This window comes from Patescibacteria group bacterium (assembly GCA_018896645.1).
Lineage (GTDB): Bacteria > Patescibacteriota > Patescibacteriia > UBA2591 > JABMQE01 > JAHIMF01.
This window is the reverse complement of sequence record JAHIMF010000062.1, coordinates 13,508-37,019: the sequence shown is the minus strand read 5'-3', so window position 1 is coordinate 37,019 and position 23,512 is coordinate 13,508. Positions and strand designations below refer to the sequence as shown.

Sequence of the window (23,512 nt, the reverse complement as noted above, 5' to 3'; positions counted from 1 at the left end):
AGTAACTCGTAGTAACTTGTAGTAATATGATTTTAGTAATTAACACAGCTGAATCAAATAAGTTAGTTATCGCGATTACCCGCGATGATTTTATTTTAGATAAGACTGTTGTTAGGGTTCAATACAAGGAATCAGAAAAGTTATTGTCAACTGTTGATAAATTATTAAAGAAGAATAAAGTTAAACTCACTGATTTGCAGGGGGTAGTGGTTGTGAAAGGTCCTGGTGGTTTTTCATCTGTGCGGGTGGGCGTGGTAGTGGCTAATACTTTAAGTTATGCTTTACAAATTCCAGTTGTTGGGGTAAAGTTGAGCGAGTTTGAGGATTTGCAGGGCCTGATTAAAATGGGTAAGTTGAGATTAAAGAAGACAAGGGTAGGGGAGACGGTTGAACCGTTTTATGGGAGGGAACCGAATATAACTGGAAGTAAGTGGTTAACCAAGTAAACAAGTAAAAGAGTAAATAGGGAAGCAGTTTGTGTTTTACACAGCTGTTTTTTTGTTTAGAGAAAAGAAAAAGGCATGACTTCTTGTTTTGATTAAAGTCATGCCTTAATGAAAGGCCCGCAAGGCGCCAGGATATTCGGTCTTGGCATCGCCCGCTCATCCTCCCCTGAAAGGTAATCGGCGCACCAGAGGATAAGGGGTCCTGGTAAGCCACTGCACTGCTTGGCACGAATTGAAACATCGGCTGTCTACATAATCTGACCGCGGCCGCAGCCAGACCACATTAGCCATGTTTAACCCTTCGCGCACTTGTTACAGTGGAAAGACCACCGCCTTGCTAGGTTAGCCATGAAAAAACACCCGAGACTAATAGCCATTTTCCTTCGGGTTTCATCTCTTTTCTGTAGAGATATATTCCAGGATAACTCCTTTTTTACTTCACGCAAGAGTAGGCTACCGTCTTATCATGGCAAAATTGAATGAACAAATTTTGGAGCCGCTGACCGGACTCGAACCGATAGCCTTCGCCTTACAAGGGCGTTGCTCTGAGCCAGTTAGAGCTACAGCGGCTGTTTTTCTGGCACGCCCGGAGGGACTTGAACCCTCAACCACTGGATTTGGAGTCCATCGCTCTATCCAATTTAGAGCTACGGGCGCAGTTTCATTTTGCAACACTTTTTGGCTCCCACCCAAGGAGTTGAATCTGAACTTCTGACCATTATTTTGCTGGTCTGGGGCCAAGAGCGGATTTGGTTGCTGCTTTGTTCCAATCGCTAATATGTTCGCGATATTTAATGAACAAAAGCTTCAACCATTCGTCAAAGCCATCACAACCGTGGGTCAGGGATCGAGTACCCGGCATCACCATAAATCCTAAGCTGTGATGACCCATGATTCCGCAGTGACCAGATTGCTCACGGCTTGCGTTTTCCGGTGATAAGCCCCACAGGATTTTAGGGGCTATTGAAATAACCCCAAGAGCTTGTAATTCCCTTATTGCTTCTTTGCCTCGTGGATGGTAATCCTCGGACATTTGACTACAGTCGGTGTAATTACACGCAAACCAGCTGGGGACCATTTGTTTAATCATTAGATGGAGCATCAAGTCCTTGAACTCTCTTTTTGTCATTTTCGGAGTTGCAGTCGTATCGCAACCAGCACAATGAAACGCGGGCCAACCATCCTTCTCCAAATCAACATACACCCTATTTTGCAAAGGATGGATAGAGCACAGGGGGTGGACATCACGATAGAGAAAGCCACCACATTCGTTGAATCTCAAGGGCTCACCTCCATCAACACAGTGCAGAGTGCCAGTGTGAACCAGCGCATTGTCGCCCATAACTGCAGCGAAAACTGATTCAAACTCACCCCTGGCAAGGAAGTTCTCCTTGTCAAGACTCGCGGTTGGGCCTGGCTGGACCACTACTATTTCCTGGCCAATGCCACCATCAAAGGGTAAATCAGAAAACCGATACTTAGACATGAATTCCTCCTTTGCCTTGCGTCCGGTCCCGCATTTTCCTGACCCTCATCGGCAGACTAGCGGCGACTACGCATCCAGGCGTTTGAGAGGTGAATGGAACGATTTATTGCTTGCAACCACCCCGTCTTGTCGAGGCTGCATCCAGCAACAGGAATTAAAGGTGCTGTTTTTATACTATCTTTTCTATAAAATATTGTCAATAGTAGCCCTTGTTAAATCAATGTCGTTTGTTGGTGGCGTTAGACCACCAACTGCGACTGATTTTGTTAACCACTGACTTTGTCAATGGCTTTCATTTAACAGGGTAAATAATGTAAGAAGTATTATTTATCCACACTTTACTCACAATATCGGATAAGTTTGGCTAATATTAGTATAAAATATAAAGTGTTGACGAGTGTGGCAAGGTGGGGTATAATAAAATTGATGTGGGAGAATGTGGATGAAAGTGGGGATAACTTATGGCAAAAGTGTATAACTGTTTTCCACATCAACAAAGATTATTAAAGCAAATTTTGTAATTTAAAGGTTTAACACGGATTTTTAAGGATTAATAACGGATTTATACGGATCACAGATCCGTGATCCGTGGCCATCCGTACATAAATAATCCGTGCTCATCCGTGTTTAATATGTTTATAGGCGAATACAATCATAATATAGATGAAAAAGGACGGTTAGCAGTGCCAGTCAAGTTCCGTAAAGATTTAGCCCAAGGCGTGGTAATCACTCGTGGGCTGGACGATTGTTTATTTTTATATCCAAAAGAAGAGTGGGGCAAGCTGGCTGAACGGCTTTCCAAGCTACCGATCTCCCAAGCCAACACCCGAGCCTTTGCGCGGCTGATGTTGGCCGGCGCCATGGATGGCGACCTAGATAAACAGGGCCGAGTAATAGTGCCGGATTATCTTCGCAAATATGCCGGCATAAAAAAGAAAACAGTGATTACCGGTTTATATAATCGTTTAGAAATTTGGGATGAAGAAAAGTGGAATGTTTATAAATCTAATACTGAAAAGAATAGCGGCGATATTGCGGAAGCGCTGGGGGAGATTGGCGTTTAAAAAAGTAATAAGCTCGGCTCGCTGCGGCTCGCCTCGCGTAATACGATAGTAATACAATTGTAATACCCAGAGTTACAATCGTATTACAACTGTGTTACAACTGTATTACAACTGTGTTACCATCGTATTACTATAAATTACCAAACCATAAAATTATGAAAAAATTCGTTTTACTCCTTATATTATTATCTCTCGCAATCCCGATGATGAGCAACGCTGACGGTATGATTCTGCCGCGGCCGGATTATTATATGAACGAGACCGGGCAGAAAGCCGTGATTTTTCATGAGAATGGAATGGAAACCATGGTGCTTTCAGTAAGTTTTTCCGGGGACGCCAAGGATTTTGCTTGGGTTATTCCGATTCCTTCAAAACCAGAAGTAACCAAGGGTTCTGATGAAATTTTTACTTCACTCGCAGAGATTACCAGACCAGTTCTTTGGCGAGGACCAATGCCCATGATGGAGCTGGCTGGCAAGGCAAATGATGAACAGGCAGTGATTGTGGTTGAGACCAAAAAGGTTGATTATTATGATATCACGGTTTTGCAAGCAACAGATTCGGGCGCTTTGGCTAAATGGTTGAATCAGAATGATTATGAATACCCAGAGGAATCCGGTTATATATTAAATGATTATATTGAGAATAATTGGTACTTTATTGCGGTTAAGATTAATACGAGCGCAGTTGAGGCCGATGAGGTTGGGGAGGGTTTGAAACAGGGCCATGCCACACCTTTGAAAATTGAATTTGCCTCAAGTGCAATTATTTATCCGTTACGGATTTCTTCAATTACTACGCAACCGAAAGTAGTTCAGATTTCTGATAATCTTTATTTAGATGGCCCTCGAATTGCTCATTTGAAAAAAATTGGGTATGGCGATTTAATCAGAAAAACTACTGGTGAAGAAGTGATAAATCAAATTATTGAAGATCTTGTCAATCAGGTGCCTTATGAAGATTCAAAAGCCAGTGACTATCCTTTAATAATTGCCAAAGAAAAAAATTATCCAACTGCAGAATCATGGAAATATGCCGCTGGTTTAGATGAAAATTATTATCGTCCCCAGTTAGAAAAATTTTGGTTCAATGCCTATTTCAATCGCCAAGGATTATATTACGAGCAGAACAGTCATCAATATGCACCCAATATACCCATTCATCTTTATGTTCTTGCTGACCATAAAAAGGACATACCCGGATTCACAACCTCGTATGCTGATAAAATCAAGAAGAATCAAATACAAGATTTAGCTTATGATATTAAGGGTGAACCCTTGATTCAGCCGGCGCAAAAAAAATACTGGCTAACTTATTTATATCGCCACATGATGACCAGCGAGATGACCAATGATTTAGTAATTCGGGATGCAGATGATAATGACAAGGTGGGCGCTGGTTCGCCGGTAAGAAGTTGGCAATGGCTGCAATGGCTGATTATCTATATGGTATCCGTGATTGGCTGGTTGTTTTCACCTTTTGGCTTGATATTTATTGGATTTAGTTTACTGCAATTTTTGTCAAAAAATAGAAAAGCGCAGGCTATTGCTTGGGTATTTCAACTTTTGAGTTTAGTGGTGACTTTGGGAATATTTGGGGTGTTATTTTTTTGGGCAATGAGAGTTGGCTGGTACGAAATTATGGCCATCTATTCGCCATCTTGGTCAGCATTTAGTTATTCATACGCTTTGCCAATATCATTTGCTGTGTTAACAATTTTTGTTGCTTGTATAATCGTTATGATTCTGCAATGGCGCCAGCATCGGCGTGAGAGTGGCGGGAATACGCCAGGGTCGTCAGAAGGTCCTAAAGAACCAGTGAAGTTGGCCAAAGAAGGAGTGAGCAGATTTTTTAAGAGAGACAGAAAAGAAAGTATTGTTTTGCCTAAGGCTAAGAAAGTGGTGATGTTGGTGTGGTGAATTTCAAAAAACAAAAAAAACAATTTTGTACTTTGAATAATTTGAAAATAAAAAAGCCCCCACACGACTTTGCCGCGCGGGGACAACGGTATTAATGGAAATGACGGATGAAAAAATTTGAAACGCGGATATTAGGAGTGATCAGTATGCCCATGCCCCATAAAAAACCGAAATTATACCACCCTCCATTATTGTGCGCTTCATAGATGCTAACATCGTCGGTGAACAACGAAACCCAAAATGTTATACTAGCTATAATCCCATGCCAGAGTCCTTGCCAAAATCCGGCTACATTTCCATCTTCATTGCCAGTATTTTTGGCAATATTCGGCCCTGCCGCGCAACCAGCGAGCAACAGAATGCCGATTATTAGAAAAAAGAGCAACATTGTTCTCATCATGCCGTCCTCCTTGTTGGGGTTTGATGGGTGAGCGAAGCGCGATGCGCCGCCCGTGGCGAAAAGAACAAAAGACAACCTAATAAGATTATGCCGCACCTAAAAATTTTTGTCAAGAGCAGGCAGAATTTTGACTCCCCTGCAGATGCGGGGGGGCCGGCAAATTTTTCACCTGCCATAGGAGCATTACTTAAATGATAAATGTAAAACGATAAATGCCAAATATAAAGTATTGCCACATTCCAGTTTTATTAGAGCCGGTGATAGAGTATCTTAATCCAAGACCGGGCCAAAATTTTGTGGATTGTACTGCGGGTGGTGGGGGACATGCAATTGAGATAGCCAAAAGAGTTGGCCCGGATGGGAGGATTCTAGGTCTAGACTTGGACCCGGGAGCGATTGCGGCAGTTGAGGCGAATGCCAAAGCTCAAGGATTAAACAATGTCATTTTTGTCAATAACACTTACAGAAATTTAATAAAAATCATCCATGCACAATTTTCTCATCCAATTAACGGTATTTTATTTGACCTTGGCTTATCATCAGCTCAGTTGCAGGATAGAACTCGGGGATTTTCTTTCCAAGCTGATGGGGAGCTAAGCATGAACTATGACGGGCTAAGTATTAAGGGGCCGACGGCTGCAGGAATTATTAATAACCGGTCAGAAGAAGAACTAATAAAAATATTTAAAGAATATGGTGAAGAGCCGAGGGCGAGAAGAATTGCCGGAGAAATAGTTAGACAGAGAAAAATTCAACCCATTACAACAACTTTACAATTAGTTAAAACAATTAAATCTGTCGTGGGTCAAAGACAGGATAAAAAAACCAAAAAGCCCTGTTCTTTAAAGGGACAGGGCATATCCCGAACCAGAATAAATTCGATTCGGGGCAACCCCTATACCATTTCGGTACAGGGTAAACATCCAGCCACTCGGGTTTTCCAGGCCCTAAGGATTGCGGTTAACAATGAATTAGAAAATTTAAAACAAACACTGCCGCAAGCTTTAGAAGTCCTGGAGCCCGGGGGCCGGTTGGTACTTATTTCTTATCATAGCCTAGAGGACAGAATTGTCAAGAATTTTTTTAGACAAGAGTCGCGAGATTGTTTGTGTCCGCCGTCTTTTCCAGAGTGCCGATGCGGACACAAAGCTCAAGTAAAAATTATTACTAAAAAACCAGTTGTCTCGACGGATGCGGAAGTTAAAGCGAATCCTAGAAGTCGGAGCGCGAAAATGAGAGTTGGGGAAAAGATATAGGATTGTAAAATGGTTAGAAAGTTATTAATGATTTGTGATAGAGAAAGTTGATGCAGTTATTAATAGGGTTAATAAATAGTTAATATAGTTAATAATTTGTGGTGTTTTGTCCGCCTTGATGAGCTCAATGTCCGCATAGACACGAGGCTGGCGAAGCAGGTGCCTTTGTGGTTTTAATAAATCAATAAATCAAATAAAATAAAATTCATGTCAAAATTTTTAAAGTTTACAAGAAAATCAAAACATTATTGCAGCCGACCGCCATCAAGGATGTCGGCCCATATGCCAGTTTGCTGGAGCGTTTTGGTTTGTCTTTTGTTTTTTGCCGTTGCCATTTTTTATCTTATTCAAGTGAACGGAATGGCTACTCTTGGTTTTAAGTTGGAAAACTTAGAGACCAGGGCGCAGGAATTAGAGCGCATGAACAAAAAATTAGAATCAAGTGTTGCCGAACTTAAATCCCTTAGCCATATTAGAGAGGTGACGCAAGGATTGGGGATGGTGGAGGTTGGGATAGTTGAATATATTTCTACTGATGATATATCTGTTGCGATAAAATAAGTTTTCATTGTTAAATTGTTACGTTACATTGTTAAATTGTTAATCATTTGTATTAGCAATGTAACAATTTAACAATGTAACAATGGATTTTTAACTATGGTATCTACTTATTCCAGAAAGCAAGTTTTTGATAGGATTTCAGTTTTAGCCATAGTTATTTTTATTTTGTCGTCTTCTATAGTTTTACGGCTTTTTAATTTACAAATTATCCAAGGCAGTTTTTACGAAGCTCTAGCCGCCGGGAACCATACAATATACAAAGAATTATACCCCAGGCGAGGCGAGGTTTTTATTAAAGATTCAAAAAATCAAAAAGAGGCTGATTTTTATCCCGTTGCTATCAACATTGATTTAAACGAAATTTACGCCATACCCAATCTTATTAAAGACTATCAAAAAACAGCCGAACTTTTAACTTCTGTTTTGGAGGCGCCAAGAGAAGAAATAGAAATGAGATTATCCAAGAAAGATGATCCTTATGAACCCTTGGCTCATTATGTTACTGATGAAAAAGTAGAGGAAATTAAAGCCCTGGATTTGGAGGGTATAGGTTTTAAACCCGAGATAAAGCGTTTTTATCCGGAAGAAAATCTTTTTAGCCATGTTTTAGGATTTGTTGGTTTTTCCGACGATGAGCGGGTGGGCCAGTATGGAGTTGAAGGTTTTTTTGAGGAGACGCTTGCTGGCAGAAAAGGGGGAATTACTTTAAAAAAAGGCGTACTGGGTAATTGGATTGCTACTTCCAGGAGAACGCTTCAAAAAGCCGAGGATGGGGCAGGTTTGGTTTTGACTTTAGATCGGGTAATTCAATTTGCGGCTTGCAGCGAGCTTAAGATAGGAATAGAAAAATACGGGGCTTCGGCCGGCAGTGTGATTATTATGAATCCGCGCACTGGAGCCATTTTGGCCCTTTGCGCGGAGCCAAATTTTGATCCCAACAACTATTCACAAGTAGAAAACATAAATGTATACATCAACCAAGTAATATCGCATGCTTATGAGCCGGGCTCCATTTTTAAAGTGATTACTATGGCGGCTGGATTGGACTCCGGGAAAGTAACTCCCAAGACAACTTATGAAGATGTTGGCATGCTGGAGATAGACGATCACAAGATAAGAAATTCCGATCTCAAGGCCCACGGCGTGGTGAACATGACAACAGTTTTGGAAGAGTCCTTAAATTTGGGGGCGGTTTTTGTGGCCCAGCAGGTTGGGCAACAGAATTTTAAAGATTATGTAGAGAAATTTGGCTTTGCTTCTTCTACCGGGATTGAACTTGGAAGCGAGGGCTTAGGCAACATTTCCTCGCTTAATAAGGGGGGCGAGATTTATTTAGCCACAGCTTCTTACGGCCAGGGGATTACTGTAACGGCTATCCAGATGATAACATCGTTTACTCCAATTGTTATGAATGGCAATTTAGTCAAGCCGCATATTGTAGCTAGTATTTTAAAGCCGGACGGCGAGGTAATTAAAACCGAGCCCCGGTTGGTGCCGGGAGTGATTACTCCAGCCACTGCCAAGATGTTAAGCGCGATGCTGGTGTCTGTTGTTAGAAGCGGCCATGCTAAAAAGGCAGGGGTGCCGGGTTATTATGTGGCGGGAAAAACCGGGACGGCCCAGGTGGCCAAAGGTGGTGGGTATTCTAATCTAACAATCCATTCGTTTGTTGGTTTCGTGCCAGTAGATAATCCGGCCTTTATTGCTTTGGTTAAATTGGACTACCCCACCAATGTCCTGTACGCAGCGGATTCAGCCGCCCCGATATTTGGCAAAATTGCGAAGTTTGTGTTAGACTATTATCAAATACCGCCTGACTATTAAAACGAACGTCATTCCGAACGGAGTCGCCGCCCTTTTTTCATTCCGAGCAAAGCGAGGAATCCCTTAAACGGGGGGTTACCACCCGCCTTTCCATTATCCACGTTTAAGGGATTCCTCACTGCGCTGCGGCTCCGTTCGGAATGAAAAAATGGCGGGCCCGTGATGACATGTGGTTTCTATGAAAAATATTATCCAAACAATTTTAAAAATACTTGCACGGCTTGTATTGCTACGTTATAGACCAGATATTATCGGCATTACTGGCAGTGTTGGTAAATCTTCTACAAAAGAAGCGGTTTTTGTAGTGCTTAAGCATCAATTTAATGTCAGGCGCAACGAGAAGAATTATAATAATGAGCTTGGCTTGCCTTTAGCTATTATTGGCAAAGAGTCGCCAAATAAATCAGTTTTTGGTTGGTTGGGAGTCTTCCTAAAGGCGTTGAGTCTAATTCTGATTGGGAGCAGGAAATACCCAAAAATTTTAGTTTTAGAGATGGGAGCGGATAAGCCGGGTGACATTGGTTATCTTCTGAAAATTATTCCCAAAAAATTATTAAGAATTGGCATAGTAACCGCGATTGGCGCCAGTCATTTAGAATTTTTTAAAAGTATTGATAATGTTTTAAAAGAAAAAAAGCAGTTACTTTCCGGTGTTCGCGATGATGGTTGGGCTATCATTAATCAAGATGACGAAAGAAGCGGTCAACTTAAAGAAAGAATCAACTCCAAGATTTTAACCTATGGCCTGGACGAAAAAGCTGATGCTCGGGCAATCGAGAAAAGATTTAGCGAAGATAAGGGCATAAATTTCAAATTGATGTACAAGGGCAGTTTTGTCCCGATTCACTTATCCGATGCTTTGGGCGAGCACCAAATTTATGCGGCGTTAGCCGGAGCGGCGGTGGGCATTTCTTATCACCTGAATCTGGTAGCTATCTCTGAAAGTTTGAAAAACTACAAGTCATTGCCAGGTAGGATGAAGCGAATTCCAGGTATTAAGCAAACTACAATCATTGATGATTCTTATAATTCTTCGCCCTCGGCCTGTAAACGAGCTTTGGAAACTTTAGCGCGGCTTGCGTCAAGGGGCCGGAAGTTTGCTGTTCTGGGAGATATGCTAGAACTTGGCGGTTATACTGAAGAAGCGCATCGGGAAATCGGCAGACTGGTGGCCAAATTAGGCATTGATCAATTGATTACAATTGGCGAGGCAGCTAAAGACATTGCTACTTCGGCCCTGCGAGCGGGTATGGATAAGCAAGATATTTTTAAATTTTCCGCCAGTGAAGAAGCCGGGAAGTTTATTCAGGAGAGATTAGAACATGGGGACCTTATTCTAATCAAAGGGTCTCAAGGCATGCGTCTGGAAAAAATTACTAAAGAAATCATGGCCGAGCCCTTAAAAGCGAAAAAACTTTTAGTGCGGCAGAGCGAGCAGTGGTTAAAGAGATAAAGATGCAAGAATACAAGAAGATAAAAATAATTTGAAATTAAATAAGTAAAAAAATTCTTATTGGCTCAAGTATGAGATTTTGTAGTTTGATTAAATTAACTAAAAAACTTGTATAATTTTATAAAATTGGTAGAGTATAATTGAAGCGCAATACTTTTGGGGAAATTATTTTTTCATTTATGGTGAGATAAGTCAAAGACATGTCTTAGGACATGAAGTGTCAAAAAGTCGCTCCTCTAATGGGGACATGAGCCGAGGTCGGACATAGAGCCGAGAAAGCCCCGACACAACTTATCTCACTTTTTCCAAAAGTATTTTGAGTTTTGTACATTAACTATACAAATAGGGGGAATACGTCATGACAGACGAAAAATGCCGCTTTCAGGGAGCGTTGAAGCAAATTTGAAAAGAGTTTGCGATAGCTGTTATCGGATTGTAGATCCGTTCGGGTTCTTTATTTGGTGCCAAGAGAATGAAGGATTCCGTCTTATCGGCGGCTGCCCTAATGAATTGATTGGAGTAGAAGATACTTTTGATGTTACGAAACGGCTTCAGCTGAAAACCGTGGTCGAGACAAAAATCCCGCTTCTTGTTGGGGTTCATGACAGCCCTCTTTTAAGTGAGGAAGAAAGAGGATGGTTGGAAGCCAAGGGTGTCTTTAAGGTGTATTATGTTCCTGTACCGGTAATGGTTAATGGTCATTTCTTTATTTTAGCTTTCAATGGGCAAGGCCCTGATTCTTTTTCTAGAAAGGAGCAGAATGATTTAAGGAGATTCACCTGGCTTATCCAGGTTGTTATTGAGGAGATAGAAGCAGCGGGCGTGCATGATTTAGCCATTATTCATACAGCTGCCGAAGAACTTAGGCATAAATTAAGGACTCCTTTGGCGATCATCGGAGGATTTGCTAAGTTGATGCTTAGTAATATTGGTCCTGGCGATCCCCACCAAGAATTCCTAGAGATCATTGCAAAAGAAGTTATTCTATTAGAGCAGGTTATTAATGAAACCTTAAATGGTTTCTAAACTGCTTAGTTGCCAATGATGGCAGGTAAGCAGTTTTTTTATCCCCGCACAAAAAGGTTGAAAAAAAACGGATTTTGTGGTAAGCTTGGGACAAGATACAAGATATCGGCCAGAGGCCGACCAGCCTTTGGCCGGCAAGACACAAGAAACAAATTACAAATAAGATACAAGATACAAATTTCAAACTCCGAGTCGTTGATATTTTGAAATTTGAAATTTGTTTGTGCCCTTGCATCTTGCATCTTGGGATACCATGCCGCCTTCGTCTAGTGGTTAGGACGTCAGGTTCTCATCCTGGTAACAGGGGTTCGATTCCCCTAGGCGGTACCAATAAACATATCAGAAAGTGTTAAACATCAAGCATCTAAAACAAGAACTAAAAAAACTTGCCAACCCAAAGCAGGCTAAAATTTTAGCTCGTTTTTTTAAAACTAAGAAAGGCGAGTATGGCGAGGGTGATGTTTTTTTAGGCATTAAAGTTCCGGTCCAGCGGATAGTGGCGAAAAAATACACGGACCTCGCTTTACAAGACGCAGAAAAACTGCTTTCCGGCAAAATTCACGAACATCGTTTAATTTCTTTGTTTATTCTTATTGCCAAGTACAAAAAAGCTAATGAAAAAGGCAGACAAGAGATTTATAAAATTTATCTGAAAAACGCGAAAAATATAAACAATTGGGATTTGGTTGACCTTTCTGCGCCCAATATTGTGGGTGATTATCTCCAAAAGAGACCCAGGGATATTTTATATAAACTCGCCAAATCAAAAAACCTCTGGGAAAGGCGAATTACAGTCCTTGCAACCTTTGCTTTCATTAGAAATAATGATTTCACTGACGCTTTAAAAATATCCCAAATATTGCTTAAAGATGAGCATGATTTAATCCATAAAGCGGTGGGCTGGATGTTACGAGAGCTCGGCAAAAGAAATCAGGGCATTGAAGAAAAATTTTTGAAAAAATATTATCACAAAATGCCGCGCACTATGTTGCGATATGCGATTGAGAAGTTTTCAGAAGAAAAGAGGAAGTTTTATATGGGGAAATAATAAAAATACCTATTTAATACATCCAAAAAATTATATAAAATTGGCTGGTTGCCCGCGTTTTTGTGCCCGGGAATATCAACCAGAGGTTGACCAACGTTTGGTTGGAATTCTAGGGCTGGGGTCCAAAATCCCATAAATGGGGTTAATAAACCCAGGGCGAATGTTAACTAAAGTTATACACGGGTTTGACATTTTTTAGATTTTTGGTATGATAGAAACTGCCTTAAATTAATAAAAATAATCGCTCTTTTCAAACAAAACCAACAAGGAGGTCAAAGTGGAACTTTATGAAGGCAAGTATGTGGTTTTGCAGGTTGATGAGTTTGCAGGCGATGAGCACAAGCAGTACGAGTTTTCCTTTGAAAGTGTTGATGACCCCAGGATTAAAGCAACTGTTAAGAGATTGTTGGGTGGGGATATGGTTCGGGAAAGTCACACCAAAGTGTTTATGAGGCTTTTTGCAGTAGAAGCTAAACGGATTCCCCTTGAATACAGCGCCGAGCCAGAAGTGCGAATTGGTGGGTAGAATGAAGTGATTGCTGGCTTAGAGCAATATTTGTTTGACCGAGGTATTAATGACATTAATGAAATTAGAGAAACTGAAAGGAGGGCGAGACAATGTACAAGGCTTATCTGTTAATCACAGACCTTGATGGAAAGACAGGGATTGTGATGTTGTATGATGATGGGGGACTCCAGTTGGCGAGTTTTGAAGAATTAACCAGTACTCGGAAAGAGACTATACCGGAATGTTGTATAGCAGAAGCCTGTAATTGGCTGGCAAAAAACGAACAATGTCAGATTGTCTGTGTTTCTGCTAGACCTACACCAATAGAATACAAGTGGAAAAATATGATTGATTGGGATTGGGCTTTTAGTATCTTAACCAGGCGCGTGGGGGGTAGTAGAGAAGCATAAGTGGTTGATGTTGAATTCAAAGTTTCAACAGGGGCGTTTAATCGAGAGATTAGCGCCTCTTTTTATTTATTTCACCAGTCACTGACCACTCGTCGCTATCCCACTAAGGAAGCTTTAAATTATATTTTGTTATAAACACACGTTTATTTGCAATAACGATGGGAAATTAACCCCTAATTGCTAATGACGAGTGACTAGTGACTACCTTGGGGTAATTAGTGAAAATAATCATTTGCCTTATTGTTTCTTTTCTTTCTGTAATAAAAGTGCTATAATAAAGATGAACCAATATCTGTTCTAAAACTATGAAAAATTTTTCCATCATTTTAATATTGTTGATGCTGACCGTTGCGGTTAGCGGTTGTTTGAATCAGGAAAGTAAGGTATATACTAGCGATGGTGTTGAGAAATCACAAAAGACTAGTGAAGAAACCCCAGAAGAGACAGCTGATGATGAGGAAGTCGGGCAAGGACCTGAAGATTCAACTATTGGAGAGGCTGATGAGGCGTCTGAACAACTAAGTGAACCTGATGAGTCAGTAGACCAGGAAGAGTCTCCAGAACCGGTAGCAAGTGAAAATATAGTCGTAGAAGCGCCCTTGCCCCACGCCACGCTTACTAGCCCTTTTGAAGTCCGGGGCCAAGCCCGGGTTTTTGAGGGCACGGTTTTGATTCGAGTAAAAAATCAGTATGGCGGTGTGGTTATTCCCGAACAGGTTGCAACGGCTCACGCCACTGAAGCGGGCGAGTTTGGGCCTTTTAAAATTACGCTCTCTTATCAATTCCACGCCACTAAAGAAGGAGTAATAGAAGTCTTTAACCAGTCAGCTAAAGACGGTAGCGAAGAAAACATAGTGGTGATCCCAGTGAAGTTTGAATAGCTTATTATGAACCTATCAACAGATTGAACTTTGATTTGTTTTAATGATATATTAGCATAAAGATACATTAATTTTTATTACTTACCATGGAAAATAAAAACCAAGAAAATTTAGATCAGCCGGTAACCTTGAGGCATTTTCAAGAATTCACAGGACTCACCCAAAAGAACTTCAAAGAATTCACAGGACTCACCCAAAAGAACTTCAAAGAATTCACAGGACTCACCCAAAAGAACTTCAAAGAATTCACGGAAGTTAACGAAAAAAGATTTAAAGAATTCACTGACAAAGCTTTCAAAATTTTTGCGACCAAGCAGGATCTTAGGGAAACAGAAGAAAGAATAATAGAAAAAACAAGCATACAGAGAAATGAGGTTTTATCCTCTAATGATGAAGTTGCTAAAAAATTAGACACCGTGCGAACCGAACAGAAGTCGCAATATGCGTGTGATAAACGACAGGATGACAAACTTGAGGAGTTAGATGAACGAGTTGTTAGAGTTGAAATAAAAACAGGTATTGCAATTGCCGGTAGTTAATCTATTAACGCGATTTATAAAAATATATAAACAAAGCGTTTTTTGCTCTTTTTGGTATTCATAACTGAAGCGGAAGGGGGGATGATATGATGAAGAAATTATCATCTTTGTATTGGTTGTATTTTAAGAAAATGTGGAGAGACCCCCGTTTCTATGTTGTCCCACTGTCTATGGTTGTGATAGCCTCTACAATAATGAAAGGTTTTGTCTTCGGTATTTTTTTGGTTTTCTCTCTGCCACTGGTGATGAAGTGGTACCAGTTGACAGTTCACCAAGGAGGTGGAAATGATACTAAGGAAGAAACCGGTATCTTTGTATTGGCGGTATTCTGATGCCTTGTGGATGAATTTTAGATTATGCCCAATTTGGTTTTTTATTGTTGTGGTGGGACCCACGTTAATTAACCGGATTCTCGCTGGCATTATGCTACTTTTATCTGTTCCCTTGGCAGTGAGCTGGTTTTCCTTATCCAGGGCTCATTAGGAGGCGGGTGCTATGAACATTCGAATTTTACCCGGGCTATTAGTGGCAACAGCGGCAACCGTAGCCACTGCTTAGGAGGGATGGAAATTATTGAGCCTTTCGGTTTTTACTGGGAGGCTTTTTTATTTTGGGCTTGACAAAATTTTTACCTATGTTAATATAAAATTAGCACTCTCGCTTGACGAGTGCTAAAGTATGGTTTATACTAAGAACATGCAGAACAGACAAAATAAGCTATTAAAATACATCATAGAAGAGCATATCAGGACCGCTGGGCCAGTGGGGTCGAGTTTATTGGTTGACAAGCATTTTAATGACATTTCATCTGCTACTATTCGTAACGAAATGGCAGAGATGGAAAAGCAGGGTTTAATTGTTCAGCCTCACATTTCTGCCGGCCGGGTGCCCACTGAAGCTGGCTATAAATTTTACTTAGAAAATCTTATTAAAAGTGGTAAAATAACAGAAGTCCCAGGATTTAAGAATATGAGCAATCTGAAAGACATCGCCAAAAGAATTGCAGAAATTTCCAAAGAAGCGGTAGTGGTTGGTTTTAGCAAAGACGATGTTTACTACACTGGCATTTCCAATGTTTTTTCCCAGCCAGAGTTTCATAAGTATGATTTGGTTTATAATTTTAGTTCGGTCATTGACCATCTTGATGAGGTTGTTTCCCAAATCTACAACGAAGTGGGGAATGACGTGGAAGTGAGGATCGGGTCCGACAATCCTTTTGGCGCTGATTGTGGTTTAGTGATTACTAAAAGCAAAAACAAAATGATTGGGATTATTGGCCCCATGCGCATGGATTATCGCAGCAATATCAATTTACTTAAATATGCTAAGACGTTAATTTAACGGATTTCGTTTAATCCATTTAATAAGTTAAAATAAAAACCTATGATCAATAAAAAACTTTTCCAACAACTTTTAGCCGATTACATCAACTACAGCTCAAAGCGGCATCAAATTATTAAGGATTCCAGCGATGCTTTGCGTCTAAGCAAGCAGGCGATTTTTTCAATGCATCGCGATGACATGAAAATTGCCGGGAAATTGATTAAGGATGTTGAAAATATTTTTGCGAATTTCCAGACCTATTTTAAACGCGATGCCTCGCTTCGCCGCGAAGGGGCTTTTCGGGCCGCGCTTGAAGAATACGCGGAGGCCAAGTTTTTTTATAATGTTCTTGCCGGCAAAAAAATTGATTTTTTGGAAGAAGAGGAATTAAACTACGAGAGTTATTTATGCGCAATTTGCGATCTTACCGGCGAGCTTGTCCGTAAGGCCGTTAATCAAGCGACAAAACGAAAGTTTAGGGAAGTTGAAAAATATCGGGATACAGTAGAAGAGATTATCGGCGAACTGATTAAATTAAATCTGAATAACGGGCATTTGCGTTCTAAGTTTGACGACGCGAAGCGAAATTTACGAAGGCTTGAGGAGATGCTGTATGATATAAAGATTAAACGTGGTTAAGTAACTGAGTAATTAAGTAATTAGTAAGTAACAGAAAATTAAGAGTTGGCAAAGTTAATAAAATAATTAATAATTGATAATTGATAATTTTTGCGGCTGTTCAATAAATTAATAAACAAATAAATTAATAAATTCAAAATATGAAAGACTCAAAAAAACTAGATGAACTTAAAAAACTCAAAAAACAATGTGATGAGTACTTAAACGGCTGGAAGCGGGCTAAAGCAGATTTGGCTAATTATAAAAAAGATATTGAAAAACGCTCTCAAGAATTGCGGGAATTTATGGCCGCTGATTTAATTTTGGATATTCTCCCAATCCATGACCACTTCAAAAAAGCATTGGCACACGCATCAGATGTCAGCAATGTAACAATTGAACAATTAAACAATAAAGACAAAGAAAACGGTAAGCCAGTCAATGAACAAAATACATGGCTTGAAGGTATTCGTCATATCAAATCCCAATTAGATAAATTTTTAAAAGACAGGGGAGTGGAAGAGATTAAAACTGTAGGCGAGAAGTTTAGTCCCGAGTTTCATGAGGCAGTAAGCAAACATCAAGAAAAAGGGAAAGAATCAGACACGATTTTAAAAGAGTGCAGTGCTGGTTACACAATGAACGGGAGAGTGATTGTGCCGGCGAAGGTGATAGTCGCGGAGTAATTTTTAATTCACCATTTTAAAATTCACCTAATTCCTAATAAAATGCTTAATTTCTAATACTAAATTTTTAATAAATGCCAAATTCCCTTTCGGCCCCGCCGTTCGAGGCTCTGAGGAGCCCTCAGGCTCTCGAAGAGAGCCTCGGAGCTTGAGGGTAAGGCCGAGGGCAAAATGTCAAATGTTAAAAAACTTTTAGTTTTTGATCTTAGAAATTTTATTAGAAATTAGAAATTAGGTGAATTAGAAATTTAAGGGGAATGACTCAACAAAAAAAGTGAATCATTTTCCCCAAAAGGAGAAATATATTATGCACCTAACCCACTGGTCTCCATTTTTGGAGCCATTTATGGATGATTTTGACCTCGCGCCAAGGTCATTTGTCCCGGCCATGGATGTTTATCAGGATAAAGACAATGTAGTTGTGGAAACTCCGATCACTGGCGTTGACCCGGAAAAACTAGATATTTCCGTGGAAAATGACGTCTTGTCTGTTACTGGCGAAAGCGAACACAAAAGCGAGGTTGATGAAAAGAATTATTATCGCAAGGAAGTCCGCTATGGTTCTTTCCATAGAAGCGTGGCTTTGCCGGCTAGTGTTGATGGGCTTAAAGCAAAAGCAGAATATGAAAATGGAGTTTTGAAAGTGATTATTCCTAAGGCAGAACGGGCTAAGCCAAAAAAGATACAGGTGGAGATAAAAAAGTGAACGAGTAATTAGGTAATAAAGTAATTAAGTAAAGATTTTGACAATAGATTTTGGTTTTCGCAATGACATTGGCAGAAAAGAGATGTGTTGTTTAAAAAAATGGCCGACCCCAAAAGAGTCGACCATCAGGAGAATCCTCGTTTTCTTAGCGGGATTCCTGGGTTCCAATTTCTGATTCCGAATTTGTAGAAGTTGGCGATATCCATATCGTTAGCAGTTCTTATCTTATCGCCAGCTTTATCCTTCGGTAATCCTACGAGAGCAAAATTGTCAATGAAGATATAATGGGATCCATTTTCTTCTGTGCAAACAAGGATATTGCCAGAAACATCTGCAAAGTGCATTAAAGATGTGTTTATACCCCATGCTTGCTTTATTTGTGAAAGAATTGCCGCCGCTTCCGTTTTTGTAAAATTATCCTTCTGAAACATAATTTCGCTCTCTTCTGCTTTCCAAAAAATACCAAAATCAATTATATCCATTTTTTTACCTCCCTTTAATCAGCTCAAACAATGTTTTCTGTGACTCCTCACTCGTTCTCTTCGAGCCATTTATCAATGATTCTAGCAAACTCTTCTATCCTAACGATATTATCTGCCTGACACGCAAGTCGGCTTGTCATCCCAAAGAACAAGTCATTCTCAATATAGTATGCCTGCATATAAATCCTCCAGCACTCCTCGCAGAATTCTGTCCTGAACGGGTCGCTCAACGGTTGCATTCTTTTTAGACATACCCACATGGTTCGCTCCTCCCACTTTTTCGTTTTTGTAAAATGAGCAAATTTATTGTGAATTTTCTATAATCATATTCTTAAATCACTTTTTTGTCAAACTAAATATCAAGGAAACAAAAGAACAAGAAAATAATATAATAATTTAACAATAAACCAATAAATAACTTTCGTCATCAACTCATCAAATATTTTTTGAGTGCTGGCGTAATAAAGGAAAATATTATATGCCAAAAATTTTAGGTATTGACTTAGGCACAACTAACTCCTGCATGGCCATTATTGAGGGTGGAGAACCAAAAGTTTTAGAGAATAAAGAGGGCATGCGGACCACGCCTTCTGTTATTGCTATTTCAAAAAATAATGAGCGCTTAGTTGGCGTGCAAGCCAAGCGCCAAGCCGTGACTAATCCAGAAAACACGGTTTTTAGCGTTAAGCGGTTAATTGGCCGGCGCTGGGAAGATGAAGAAGTCCAGCGCGATGTTAAGCTTATGTCTTATAAAATTGTCAAAGCCGGAGAAGGCGTCAAAGTCAAAATGGGCGCTAAAGAACATACTCCTCAAGAAATCTCCGCTATGATTTTACAAAAAATGAAAGCTGATGCGGAAGAGCGGCTCGGCGAAAAAATTGAAGAAGCGGTTATTACTGTGCCGGCTTATTTTGACGATTCCCAGCGCCAAGCAACTAAAGACGCCGGAGAAATCGCCGGGCTCAAAGTTAAACGGATAATTAACGAGCCCACTGCCGCGGCCCTGGCTTATGGTTTTGAAAAAAAGAAGGGCCAGCAAATCGCGGTCTATGACCTTGGCGGCGGAACTTTTGACATTTCTATTTTGGATGTTTCCGAAGATACGGTAGAAGTAAAATCCACTAATGGCGATACGCATTTGGGCGGCGATGATTTTGACCAAAAGATTATGGAATGGATTATTTCTGAATTTAAAAAAGATCAGGGCATTGATTTAGGCAATGACCAGATGGCTTTGCAAAGAATCAAAGAATCCGCGGAAAAAGCCAAAATTGAGCTTTCCACTTCCGGTGAAACAGAAATTAATCAGCCGTTTATCACTACTGATTCAAGCGGGCCAAAACATCTTGTTATGAAATTAACAAGAGCAAAATTAGAAGAACTGATCGGCGATTTAGTTGAAAGGACTTTAAAGCCGGTTAAAAAGGCGCTTGATGATGCTGGTTTAAAAACTTCGGAAATTGAAGAAATTGTAATGGTCGGTGGCATGACTCGGATGCCTTTAGTGCAGCAAACTGTGGAAAAATTCTTTGGTAAAAAGCCAAACATTTCTGTTAATCCTGATGAAGTCGTAGCTGTTGGCGCCGCAGTCCAAGCTGGTATATTTCAAGGGGACGTCAAAGACGTGCTATTGTTAGATGTTACCCCTATTTCATTAGGCATTGAGACTTTGGGCGGTGTGATGACTCGGTTAGTGGATGGCAACACAACTGTTCCTTTCTCCAAATCCCAGACCTTTTCAACTGCGGCGGATAATCAGCCGGCCGTAGAAATTCATGTTTTACAGGGTGAGAGGGAAATGGCTACTGACAACAAGACGCTTGGCAAGTTTATTTTAGACGGTATTCCTCCGGCTCCTCGTGGCGTGCCCCAAGTTGAAGTTAGTTTTGACATTGACGCCAACGGTATTCTTAACGTGAAGGCCAAAGACAAAGCAACAAATAAAGAGCAATCAATACGCATTGAGGCCTCTAGCGGTTTGAGTAAAGACGAGATAGAGAAGATGAAAAAGGACGCGGAGCTTCATGCTGATGAGGATAAGAAAAAGAAAGATGCCATTGATGTTAAGAATATGGCAGATACTTTATGTTACACCACAGAAAAAGCCCTTAAAGAAGCTGGTGATAAAATTAGTAAAGATGACAAGAAAGCCATTGAAGAAAAAGCGGAGGCCTTGAAAAAAATAAAGGATTCTGATAAGATTGAGGAAATTAAAAAGGCGACCGAGGAATTGTCAACTGTTGCGCAGAAGATTGGGCAGGCGATGTATGCCGCCTCTTCGGTGGACGAGAAACAAGAAACAAGTAACAAGAAACAAGGTGACGACGAGGCGAGCAAGAAACAAGACAAGAAAAGTGATGAAGCGGAAGAGGGAGAGATTGTTGATGAGAAGGATAAGAAATAATTGATAATTAATAATTGATAATTAGGGCAGGCAGATTCTACCCTGCCCATGGCAGAGGTCATCGGAGAGCTAAGCTTGACCTCTATCGCGGGCAAGGGTGGAAGTTGGATGTTCGTTTCGTTGGTAGTTCATTTTAACCAGCAGTACAAATGGAAAGGAGGGTGTTATGGCGGACAGAATTGAGGAGCTTTGCTCAAGGCTCCTAGATGATGACGAAACGAGCCGCACTCTTAGGGGGCTTGTACAGAAACTTGATACTCGAATCGAGAGTGCGCTTTGGTCGTTAAAACGTATTCTAGGACAGGCGGATCGGCAGGTTTTGTTTGATTTTGTTATTTCCAAAATTGGCTGTCGATTCGTTGGCAGTAGTATGAATGAAAGCAGTTCTGATTTTAACGCAGGCGGATGGGTTTATGATTGTATCCGTGGTTTATCCAGTGATGATCGAATTTGGTTTTTATCAGAGCTGGAAAAGCATGGGGTAGATGGGGGGTACCTTGAATTGTTTCAAACTTATTTGCAGCGCACGAAACCAGTTTCGTGCGCTTACACTCATTAGGGTAATAAAATGTCTGGGGTCGTTGCTCACACCGCCGACCCCATATTTTCAAGTTAATGATCTTAAAACCACTCCGGCAAGCCAGAGGGTTCGGGGCAGGTTTCTGCGATTTGATATAATGAACTATCATACCGCGAAAAACCAACTGCACTATGATATTATGAAGTATCATAGTGAGATATAGCAAAATAGTATTGAACCATTCGGGCGAATGGTTCCAAGTTAGAATAATATCGTTAATTTGAAAATGTGAAAATAAACCAATAAACCAATAAATTAATAAAATATTCATTATGCAATCACAACAATCTCAACCAACTCCACAAGCAGGGCAACCCATCTCTCCTGCGGGCAGGCAAATCCAGATCGCCGACAACATCCCGGGCGGCGCTTATGCCAATATGATGCAGGTGTGGCATAATAGGGATGAGTTTAATTTAATGTTTGCCAACATCTTTCCGCCAAGCGGGCGAGTCAGCGCTAAAGTGATAACTACACCAGGCCATGTAAAACGGATGGTCAAGGCGTTAGGTGAGAACATAAAAAAGTACGAAGATAAATTCGGCGAAATTCAGGAAGCGGATTTACCGCACAATGAAATCGGCTTCGCCGAGAAACCCGAAGGATAAAGGGAGACTGTTCGTTTTATTTATATCAACATTCTAACAAAGGAGGAGGAATTGAATAGAAGTAAAGCGCCGTATTATGGAGGTAAGAAGACGTGGGTTCAGGGTGTCCTGTATGATTCCAAATTGGAAGCAAGAATGGCCACCCTGCTTCACAAGTATGAAATACCTTTTACTCCCCACGTAAAATTCGAAGTATATGACAGACAAGGCAAGCCATTTTCTTATACAGTAGATTTTTTCTTGCATCAACCGGTTAAGTTTGCTGGCATTCCAACGATAATACAATGCCTGGAAGTCAAGGGCATTTTAACCATGCATGATATTAATCGTTGTGATGCTTTAGAGTATCGTCATCATTACACCACTTGGATTGTCAATGATTTTTGGATTAAGATGTGGGAGCGGGAAGGAATGTTTTGGAAAGAAGAAGATAGATACAGGCTTGAACGCAAAAAGGCCTGATTAGTGATAAGGCTGTTAATTTGAAAATGTGTTTAAAGAAGAATTTTTTAGTTCATAGTTCATTATCAATTCTGGCAGAAAAACAAACAAGGAGGGCTCATGCAAGAGGCGGCCAAAAAGGCAATGCATAAAATTTGTCTAAAATTAAAAGAAAGAGCTGATGATAGAAATCTTTTTCTTGCCACAATTGAAGAGATTTTAGTGGACTTGCAGGGTTTTGATCAAATTGAATCAGTCCAGCGGGTAATGCGAGCAGTGATACATCTTCTCATTAATATTGAAACAGTGCTTCAAGAGGCAAGGTTGGCAATGTTACCCGGTCTTTGTAAGTTGTTAAGGGGCTTAGAGGCTGATGATATTTTTCGGCTTGTTATTTCTTCTCAATTGCGCGTGGAACTGGATGATGAATGTGCCCGAGATATATTTAAAACAGCGTTAGAAATCGCTGTGAGCCCGGAGGCCATTAAAGAATTTCAAGCAAAACTTGAAGAATGGAGACTATCCGGATCAGTTTATACTGATGACTAAAATTGGCAAATAAGCAAAAAAGAGGAGGCGATTATGGCTAAGTCCGTCAGCCTGGGCGTTAATTTATTAAAGCCTGAAGCAGGAGTTAAGAGCGACGAAGACAGGATGTTGGCGGTTGCCAGGAGGGTTTTGCCAACAAAGAGAGACAAAGAGATATTTGCCGATATCATGGGCTCCGGCGATGAACCGAGCCAGGCCTTAGCTTGGGCTGGCCTGCGACAGAGGGCCGGCTTGAAAGTATCATAAAAACGAGATTGGGGAGCTTAGCCCAACCAAGCTCCCCCTCACTTTTTC

Annotated in this window: 29 protein-coding genes and 3 tRNA genes; 26 read left to right on the top strand and 6 right to left on the bottom strand. The window is 40.6% G+C overall.

Annotation, left to right across the window (positions count from 1 at the left end):
• Positions 1-26: 26 nt before the first annotated feature.
• Positions 27-446, top strand: a complete 420-nt coding sequence (tsaB, locus tag KKD20_04880) for a tRNA (adenosine(37)-N6)-threonylcarbamoyltransferase complex dimerization subunit type 1 TsaB (GenBank protein MBU4332425.1) — start codon at positions 27-29, stop codon at positions 444-446.
• Positions 447-937: 491 nt separating this feature from the next.
• Here the strand turns inward: tsaB and KKD20_04875 are convergent.
• From KKD20_04875 to KKD20_04865, 3 genes are all read right to left on the bottom strand, one after another.
• Positions 938-1,016, bottom strand: a tRNA-Thr gene (locus KKD20_04875).
• A gap of 8 nt (positions 1,017-1,024) precedes the next feature.
• Positions 1,025-1,103: transfer RNA gene (locus tag KKD20_04870), tRNA-Trp, on the bottom strand.
• A gap of 61 nt (positions 1,104-1,164) precedes the next feature.
• The gene (locus KKD20_04865) at positions 1,165-1,932 is read right to left on the bottom strand and encodes a hypothetical protein (protein MBU4332424.1); all 768 of its coding nucleotides are present in this window, start codon (positions 1,930-1,932) and stop codon (positions 1,165-1,167) included.
• Between KKD20_04865 and KKD20_04860 the strand changes: the two genes are divergently transcribed.
• The 3 genes from KKD20_04860 to KKD20_04850 all read left to right on the top strand — a co-directional run bounded on the left by KKD20_04860 (position 1,931) and on the right by KKD20_04850 (position 4,915).
• On the top strand, positions 1,931-2,209 hold the full coding sequence (locus KKD20_04860; GenBank protein ID MBU4332423.1) for a hypothetical protein: 279 nt from the start codon (positions 1,931-1,933) through the stop codon (positions 2,207-2,209). The genes KKD20_04865 and KKD20_04860 overlap by 2 nt on opposite strands.
• A gap of 355 nt (positions 2,210-2,564) precedes the next feature.
• Positions 2,565-2,996, top strand: a complete 432-nt coding sequence (gene mraZ / locus KKD20_04855) for a division/cell wall cluster transcriptional repressor MraZ (GenBank protein MBU4332422.1) — start codon at positions 2,565-2,567, stop codon at positions 2,994-2,996.
• Between the two features lie 155 nt (positions 2,997-3,151).
• Positions 3,152-4,915, top strand: coding sequence for a DUF2330 domain-containing protein (locus KKD20_04850; GenBank protein MBU4332421.1), 1,764 nt, complete (start codon positions 3,152-3,154; stop codon positions 4,913-4,915).
• A gap of 91 nt (positions 4,916-5,006) precedes the next feature.
• Here KKD20_04850 and KKD20_04845 read toward each other — a convergent pair whose 3' ends face one another.
• Positions 5,007-5,312 carry a hypothetical protein gene (locus tag KKD20_04845; GenBank protein ID MBU4332420.1) on the bottom strand — a complete coding sequence of 102 codons (306 nt, stop codon included), beginning with the start codon at positions 5,310-5,312 and terminating at the stop codon, positions 5,007-5,009.
• Between the two features lie 215 nt (positions 5,313-5,527).
• On the opposite strand from KKD20_04845, the gene rsmH reads away from it, so the two are divergent.
• The 16 genes from rsmH (at position 5,528) to KKD20_04765 (ending at position 18,154) form a co-directional block, all read left to right on the top strand.
• Positions 5,528-6,571, top strand: a complete 1,044-nt coding sequence (gene rsmH, locus KKD20_04840) for a 16S rRNA (cytosine(1402)-N(4))-methyltransferase RsmH (GenBank protein ID MBU4332419.1) — start codon at positions 5,528-5,530, stop codon at positions 6,569-6,571.
• Positions 6,572-6,778: 207 nt separating this feature from the next.
• Positions 6,779-7,132 carry a hypothetical protein gene (locus tag KKD20_04835; protein MBU4332418.1) on the top strand — a complete coding sequence of 118 codons (354 nt, stop codon included), beginning with the start codon at positions 6,779-6,781 and terminating at the stop codon, positions 7,130-7,132.
• A 96-nt stretch (positions 7,133-7,228) separates the two neighbouring features.
• A complete protein-coding gene (locus KKD20_04830; GenBank protein ID MBU4332417.1) occupies positions 7,229-8,956 on the top strand; it encodes a penicillin-binding protein 2 in 1,728 nt (575 codons plus the stop codon).
• 178 nt (positions 8,957-9,134) lie between these two features.
• On the top strand, positions 9,135-10,409 hold the full coding sequence (locus KKD20_04825) for a UDP-N-acetylmuramoyl-tripeptide--D-alanyl-D-alanine ligase (protein MBU4332416.1): 1,275 nt from the start codon (positions 9,135-9,137) through the stop codon (positions 10,407-10,409).
• A gap of 402 nt (positions 10,410-10,811) precedes the next feature.
• Positions 10,812-11,435 (top strand): hypothetical protein, encoded by a 624-nt coding sequence (locus tag KKD20_04820; GenBank protein MBU4332415.1) that lies wholly within the window; start codon positions 10,812-10,814, stop codon positions 11,433-11,435.
• 255 nt (positions 11,436-11,690) lie between these two features.
• Positions 11,691-11,765 (top strand) — tRNA-Glu (locus tag KKD20_04815).
• Positions 11,766-11,781: 16 nt separating this feature from the next.
• Positions 11,782-12,483, top strand: a complete 702-nt coding sequence (locus tag KKD20_04810; protein ID MBU4332414.1) for a DNA alkylation repair protein — start codon at positions 11,782-11,784, stop codon at positions 12,481-12,483.
• Positions 12,484-12,760: 277 nt separating this feature from the next.
• Positions 12,761-13,009, top strand: a complete 249-nt coding sequence (locus tag KKD20_04805; protein MBU4332413.1) for a hypothetical protein — start codon at positions 12,761-12,763, stop codon at positions 13,007-13,009.
• Between the two features lie 92 nt (positions 13,010-13,101).
• Positions 13,102-13,401, top strand: a complete 300-nt coding sequence (locus KKD20_04800) for a hypothetical protein (protein MBU4332412.1) — start codon at positions 13,102-13,104, stop codon at positions 13,399-13,401.
• Positions 13,402-13,706: 305 nt separating this feature from the next.
• Complete coding sequence (locus KKD20_04795; protein ID MBU4332411.1) at positions 13,707-14,282, top strand: Gmad2 immunoglobulin-like domain-containing protein; 576 nt, start codon at positions 13,707-13,709, stop codon at positions 14,280-14,282.
• A gap of 86 nt (positions 14,283-14,368) precedes the next feature.
• Positions 14,369-14,821 (top strand): hypothetical protein, encoded by a 453-nt coding sequence (locus KKD20_04790; GenBank protein ID MBU4332410.1) that lies wholly within the window; start codon positions 14,369-14,371, stop codon positions 14,819-14,821.
• A gap of 86 nt (positions 14,822-14,907) precedes the next feature.
• Positions 14,908-15,153, top strand: coding sequence for a hypothetical protein (locus KKD20_04785; protein MBU4332409.1), 246 nt, complete (start codon positions 14,908-14,910; stop codon positions 15,151-15,153).
• Between the two features lie 364 nt (positions 15,154-15,517).
• Positions 15,518-16,162, top strand: coding sequence for a hypothetical protein (locus KKD20_04780; protein ID MBU4332408.1), 645 nt, complete (start codon positions 15,518-15,520; stop codon positions 16,160-16,162).
• A 42-nt stretch (positions 16,163-16,204) separates the two neighbouring features.
• Positions 16,205-16,783 (top strand): hypothetical protein, encoded by a 579-nt coding sequence (locus tag KKD20_04775; protein ID MBU4332407.1) that lies wholly within the window; start codon positions 16,205-16,207, stop codon positions 16,781-16,783.
• Positions 16,784-16,923: 140 nt separating this feature from the next.
• Positions 16,924-17,448 carry a nucleotide exchange factor GrpE gene (locus KKD20_04770; protein MBU4332406.1) on the top strand — a complete coding sequence of 175 codons (525 nt, stop codon included), beginning with the start codon at positions 16,924-16,926 and terminating at the stop codon, positions 17,446-17,448.
• Positions 17,449-17,755: 307 nt separating this feature from the next.
• On the top strand, positions 17,756-18,154 hold the full coding sequence (locus KKD20_04765; GenBank protein MBU4332405.1) for an Hsp20/alpha crystallin family protein: 399 nt from the start codon (positions 17,756-17,758) through the stop codon (positions 18,152-18,154).
• A 125-nt stretch (positions 18,155-18,279) separates the two neighbouring features.
• On the opposite strand, the gene KKD20_04760 is transcribed toward KKD20_04765, so the two are convergent.
• Entirely contained in the window at positions 18,280-18,636 is a 357-nt protein-coding gene (locus KKD20_04760) for a hypothetical protein (protein ID MBU4332404.1), read from the bottom strand.
• A gap of 47 nt (positions 18,637-18,683) precedes the next feature.
• Positions 18,684-18,896 carry a hypothetical protein gene (locus KKD20_04755; protein ID MBU4332403.1) on the bottom strand — a complete coding sequence of 71 codons (213 nt, stop codon included), beginning with the start codon at positions 18,894-18,896 and terminating at the stop codon, positions 18,684-18,686.
• Positions 18,897-19,114: 218 nt separating this feature from the next.
• Between KKD20_04755 and dnaK the strand changes: the two genes are divergently transcribed.
• The 6 genes from dnaK to KKD20_04725 all read left to right on the top strand — a co-directional run bounded on the left by dnaK (position 19,115) and on the right by KKD20_04725 (position 23,464).
• Entirely contained in the window at positions 19,115-21,040 is a 1,926-nt protein-coding gene (gene dnaK, locus KKD20_04750; protein MBU4332402.1) for a molecular chaperone DnaK, read from the top strand.
• A gap of 166 nt (positions 21,041-21,206) precedes the next feature.
• Positions 21,207-21,599: a hypothetical protein gene (locus tag KKD20_04745; protein ID MBU4332401.1), complete on the top strand. Its 393-nt coding sequence runs from the start codon at positions 21,207-21,209 to the stop codon at positions 21,597-21,599.
• A gap of 293 nt (positions 21,600-21,892) precedes the next feature.
• The gene (locus KKD20_04740) at positions 21,893-22,228 is read left to right on the top strand and encodes a DUF3467 domain-containing protein (GenBank protein MBU4332400.1); all 336 of its coding nucleotides are present in this window, start codon (positions 21,893-21,895) and stop codon (positions 22,226-22,228) included.
• A gap of 51 nt (positions 22,229-22,279) precedes the next feature.
• A complete protein-coding gene (locus tag KKD20_04735) occupies positions 22,280-22,690 on the top strand; it encodes a hypothetical protein (protein MBU4332399.1) in 411 nt (136 codons plus the stop codon).
• A 99-nt stretch (positions 22,691-22,789) separates the two neighbouring features.
• Complete coding sequence (locus KKD20_04730) at positions 22,790-23,218, top strand: hypothetical protein (protein ID MBU4332398.1); 429 nt, start codon at positions 22,790-22,792, stop codon at positions 23,216-23,218.
• A gap of 33 nt (positions 23,219-23,251) precedes the next feature.
• Complete coding sequence (locus KKD20_04725; GenBank protein MBU4332397.1) at positions 23,252-23,464, top strand: hypothetical protein; 213 nt, start codon at positions 23,252-23,254, stop codon at positions 23,462-23,464.
• The last annotated feature ends 48 nt before the right edge of the window (positions 23,465-23,512 follow it).

Excerpts from the sequence above, each read along its gene's own strand:
- tsaB (MBU4332425.1), top strand. The coding sequence starts at position 27 with ATGATTTTAGTAATTAACACAGCTGAATCAAATAAGTTAGTTATCGCG.
- KKD20_04860 (MBU4332423.1), top strand. The coding sequence starts at position 1,931 with ATGAATTCCTCCTTTGCCTTGCGTCCGGTCCCGCATTTTCCTGACCCT.
- KKD20_04865 (MBU4332424.1), bottom strand. The coding sequence starts at position 1,932 with ATGTCTAAGTATCGGTTTTCTGATTTACCCTTTGATGGTGGCATTGGC.
- mraZ (MBU4332422.1), top strand. The coding sequence starts at position 2,565 with ATGTTTATAGGCGAATACAATCATAATATAGATGAAAAAGGACGGTTA.
- KKD20_04850 (MBU4332421.1), top strand. The coding sequence starts at position 3,152 with ATGAAAAAATTCGTTTTACTCCTTATATTATTATCTCTCGCAATCCCG.
- KKD20_04845 (MBU4332420.1), bottom strand. The coding sequence starts at position 5,312 with ATGAGAACAATGTTGCTCTTTTTTCTAATAATCGGCATTCTGTTGCTC.
- rsmH (MBU4332419.1), top strand. The coding sequence starts at position 5,528 with ATGCCAAATATAAAGTATTGCCACATTCCAGTTTTATTAGAGCCGGTG.
- KKD20_04835 (MBU4332418.1), top strand. The coding sequence starts at position 6,779 with ATGTCAAAATTTTTAAAGTTTACAAGAAAATCAAAACATTATTGCAGC.
- KKD20_04830 (MBU4332417.1), top strand. The coding sequence starts at position 7,229 with ATGGTATCTACTTATTCCAGAAAGCAAGTTTTTGATAGGATTTCAGTT.
- KKD20_04825 (MBU4332416.1), top strand. The coding sequence starts at position 9,135 with ATGAAAAATATTATCCAAACAATTTTAAAAATACTTGCACGGCTTGTA.
- KKD20_04800 (MBU4332412.1), top strand. The coding sequence starts at position 13,102 with ATGTACAAGGCTTATCTGTTAATCACAGACCTTGATGGAAAGACAGGG.
- KKD20_04795 (MBU4332411.1), top strand. The coding sequence starts at position 13,707 with ATGAAAAATTTTTCCATCATTTTAATATTGTTGATGCTGACCGTTGCG.
- KKD20_04790 (MBU4332410.1), top strand. The coding sequence starts at position 14,369 with ATGGAAAATAAAAACCAAGAAAATTTAGATCAGCCGGTAACCTTGAGG.
- KKD20_04785 (MBU4332409.1), top strand. The coding sequence starts at position 14,908 with ATGATGAAGAAATTATCATCTTTGTATTGGTTGTATTTTAAGAAAATG.
- KKD20_04780 (MBU4332408.1), top strand. The coding sequence starts at position 15,518 with ATGCAGAACAGACAAAATAAGCTATTAAAATACATCATAGAAGAGCAT.
- KKD20_04775 (MBU4332407.1), top strand. The coding sequence starts at position 16,205 with ATGATCAATAAAAAACTTTTCCAACAACTTTTAGCCGATTACATCAAC.
- KKD20_04770 (MBU4332406.1), top strand. The coding sequence starts at position 16,924 with ATGAAAGACTCAAAAAAACTAGATGAACTTAAAAAACTCAAAAAACAA.
- KKD20_04765 (MBU4332405.1), top strand. The coding sequence starts at position 17,756 with ATGCACCTAACCCACTGGTCTCCATTTTTGGAGCCATTTATGGATGAT.
- KKD20_04760 (MBU4332404.1), bottom strand. The coding sequence starts at position 18,636 with ATGGATATAATTGATTTTGGTATTTTTTGGAAAGCAGAAGAGAGCGAA.
- KKD20_04755 (MBU4332403.1), bottom strand. The coding sequence starts at position 18,896 with ATGTGGGTATGTCTAAAAAGAATGCAACCGTTGAGCGACCCGTTCAGG.
- dnaK (MBU4332402.1), top strand. The coding sequence starts at position 19,115 with ATGCCAAAAATTTTAGGTATTGACTTAGGCACAACTAACTCCTGCATG.
- KKD20_04745 (MBU4332401.1), top strand. The coding sequence starts at position 21,207 with ATGGCGGACAGAATTGAGGAGCTTTGCTCAAGGCTCCTAGATGATGAC.
- KKD20_04740 (MBU4332400.1), top strand. The coding sequence starts at position 21,893 with ATGCAATCACAACAATCTCAACCAACTCCACAAGCAGGGCAACCCATC.
- KKD20_04730 (MBU4332398.1), top strand. The coding sequence starts at position 22,790 with ATGCAAGAGGCGGCCAAAAAGGCAATGCATAAAATTTGTCTAAAATTA.
- KKD20_04725 (MBU4332397.1), top strand. The coding sequence starts at position 23,252 with ATGGCTAAGTCCGTCAGCCTGGGCGTTAATTTATTAAAGCCTGAAGCA.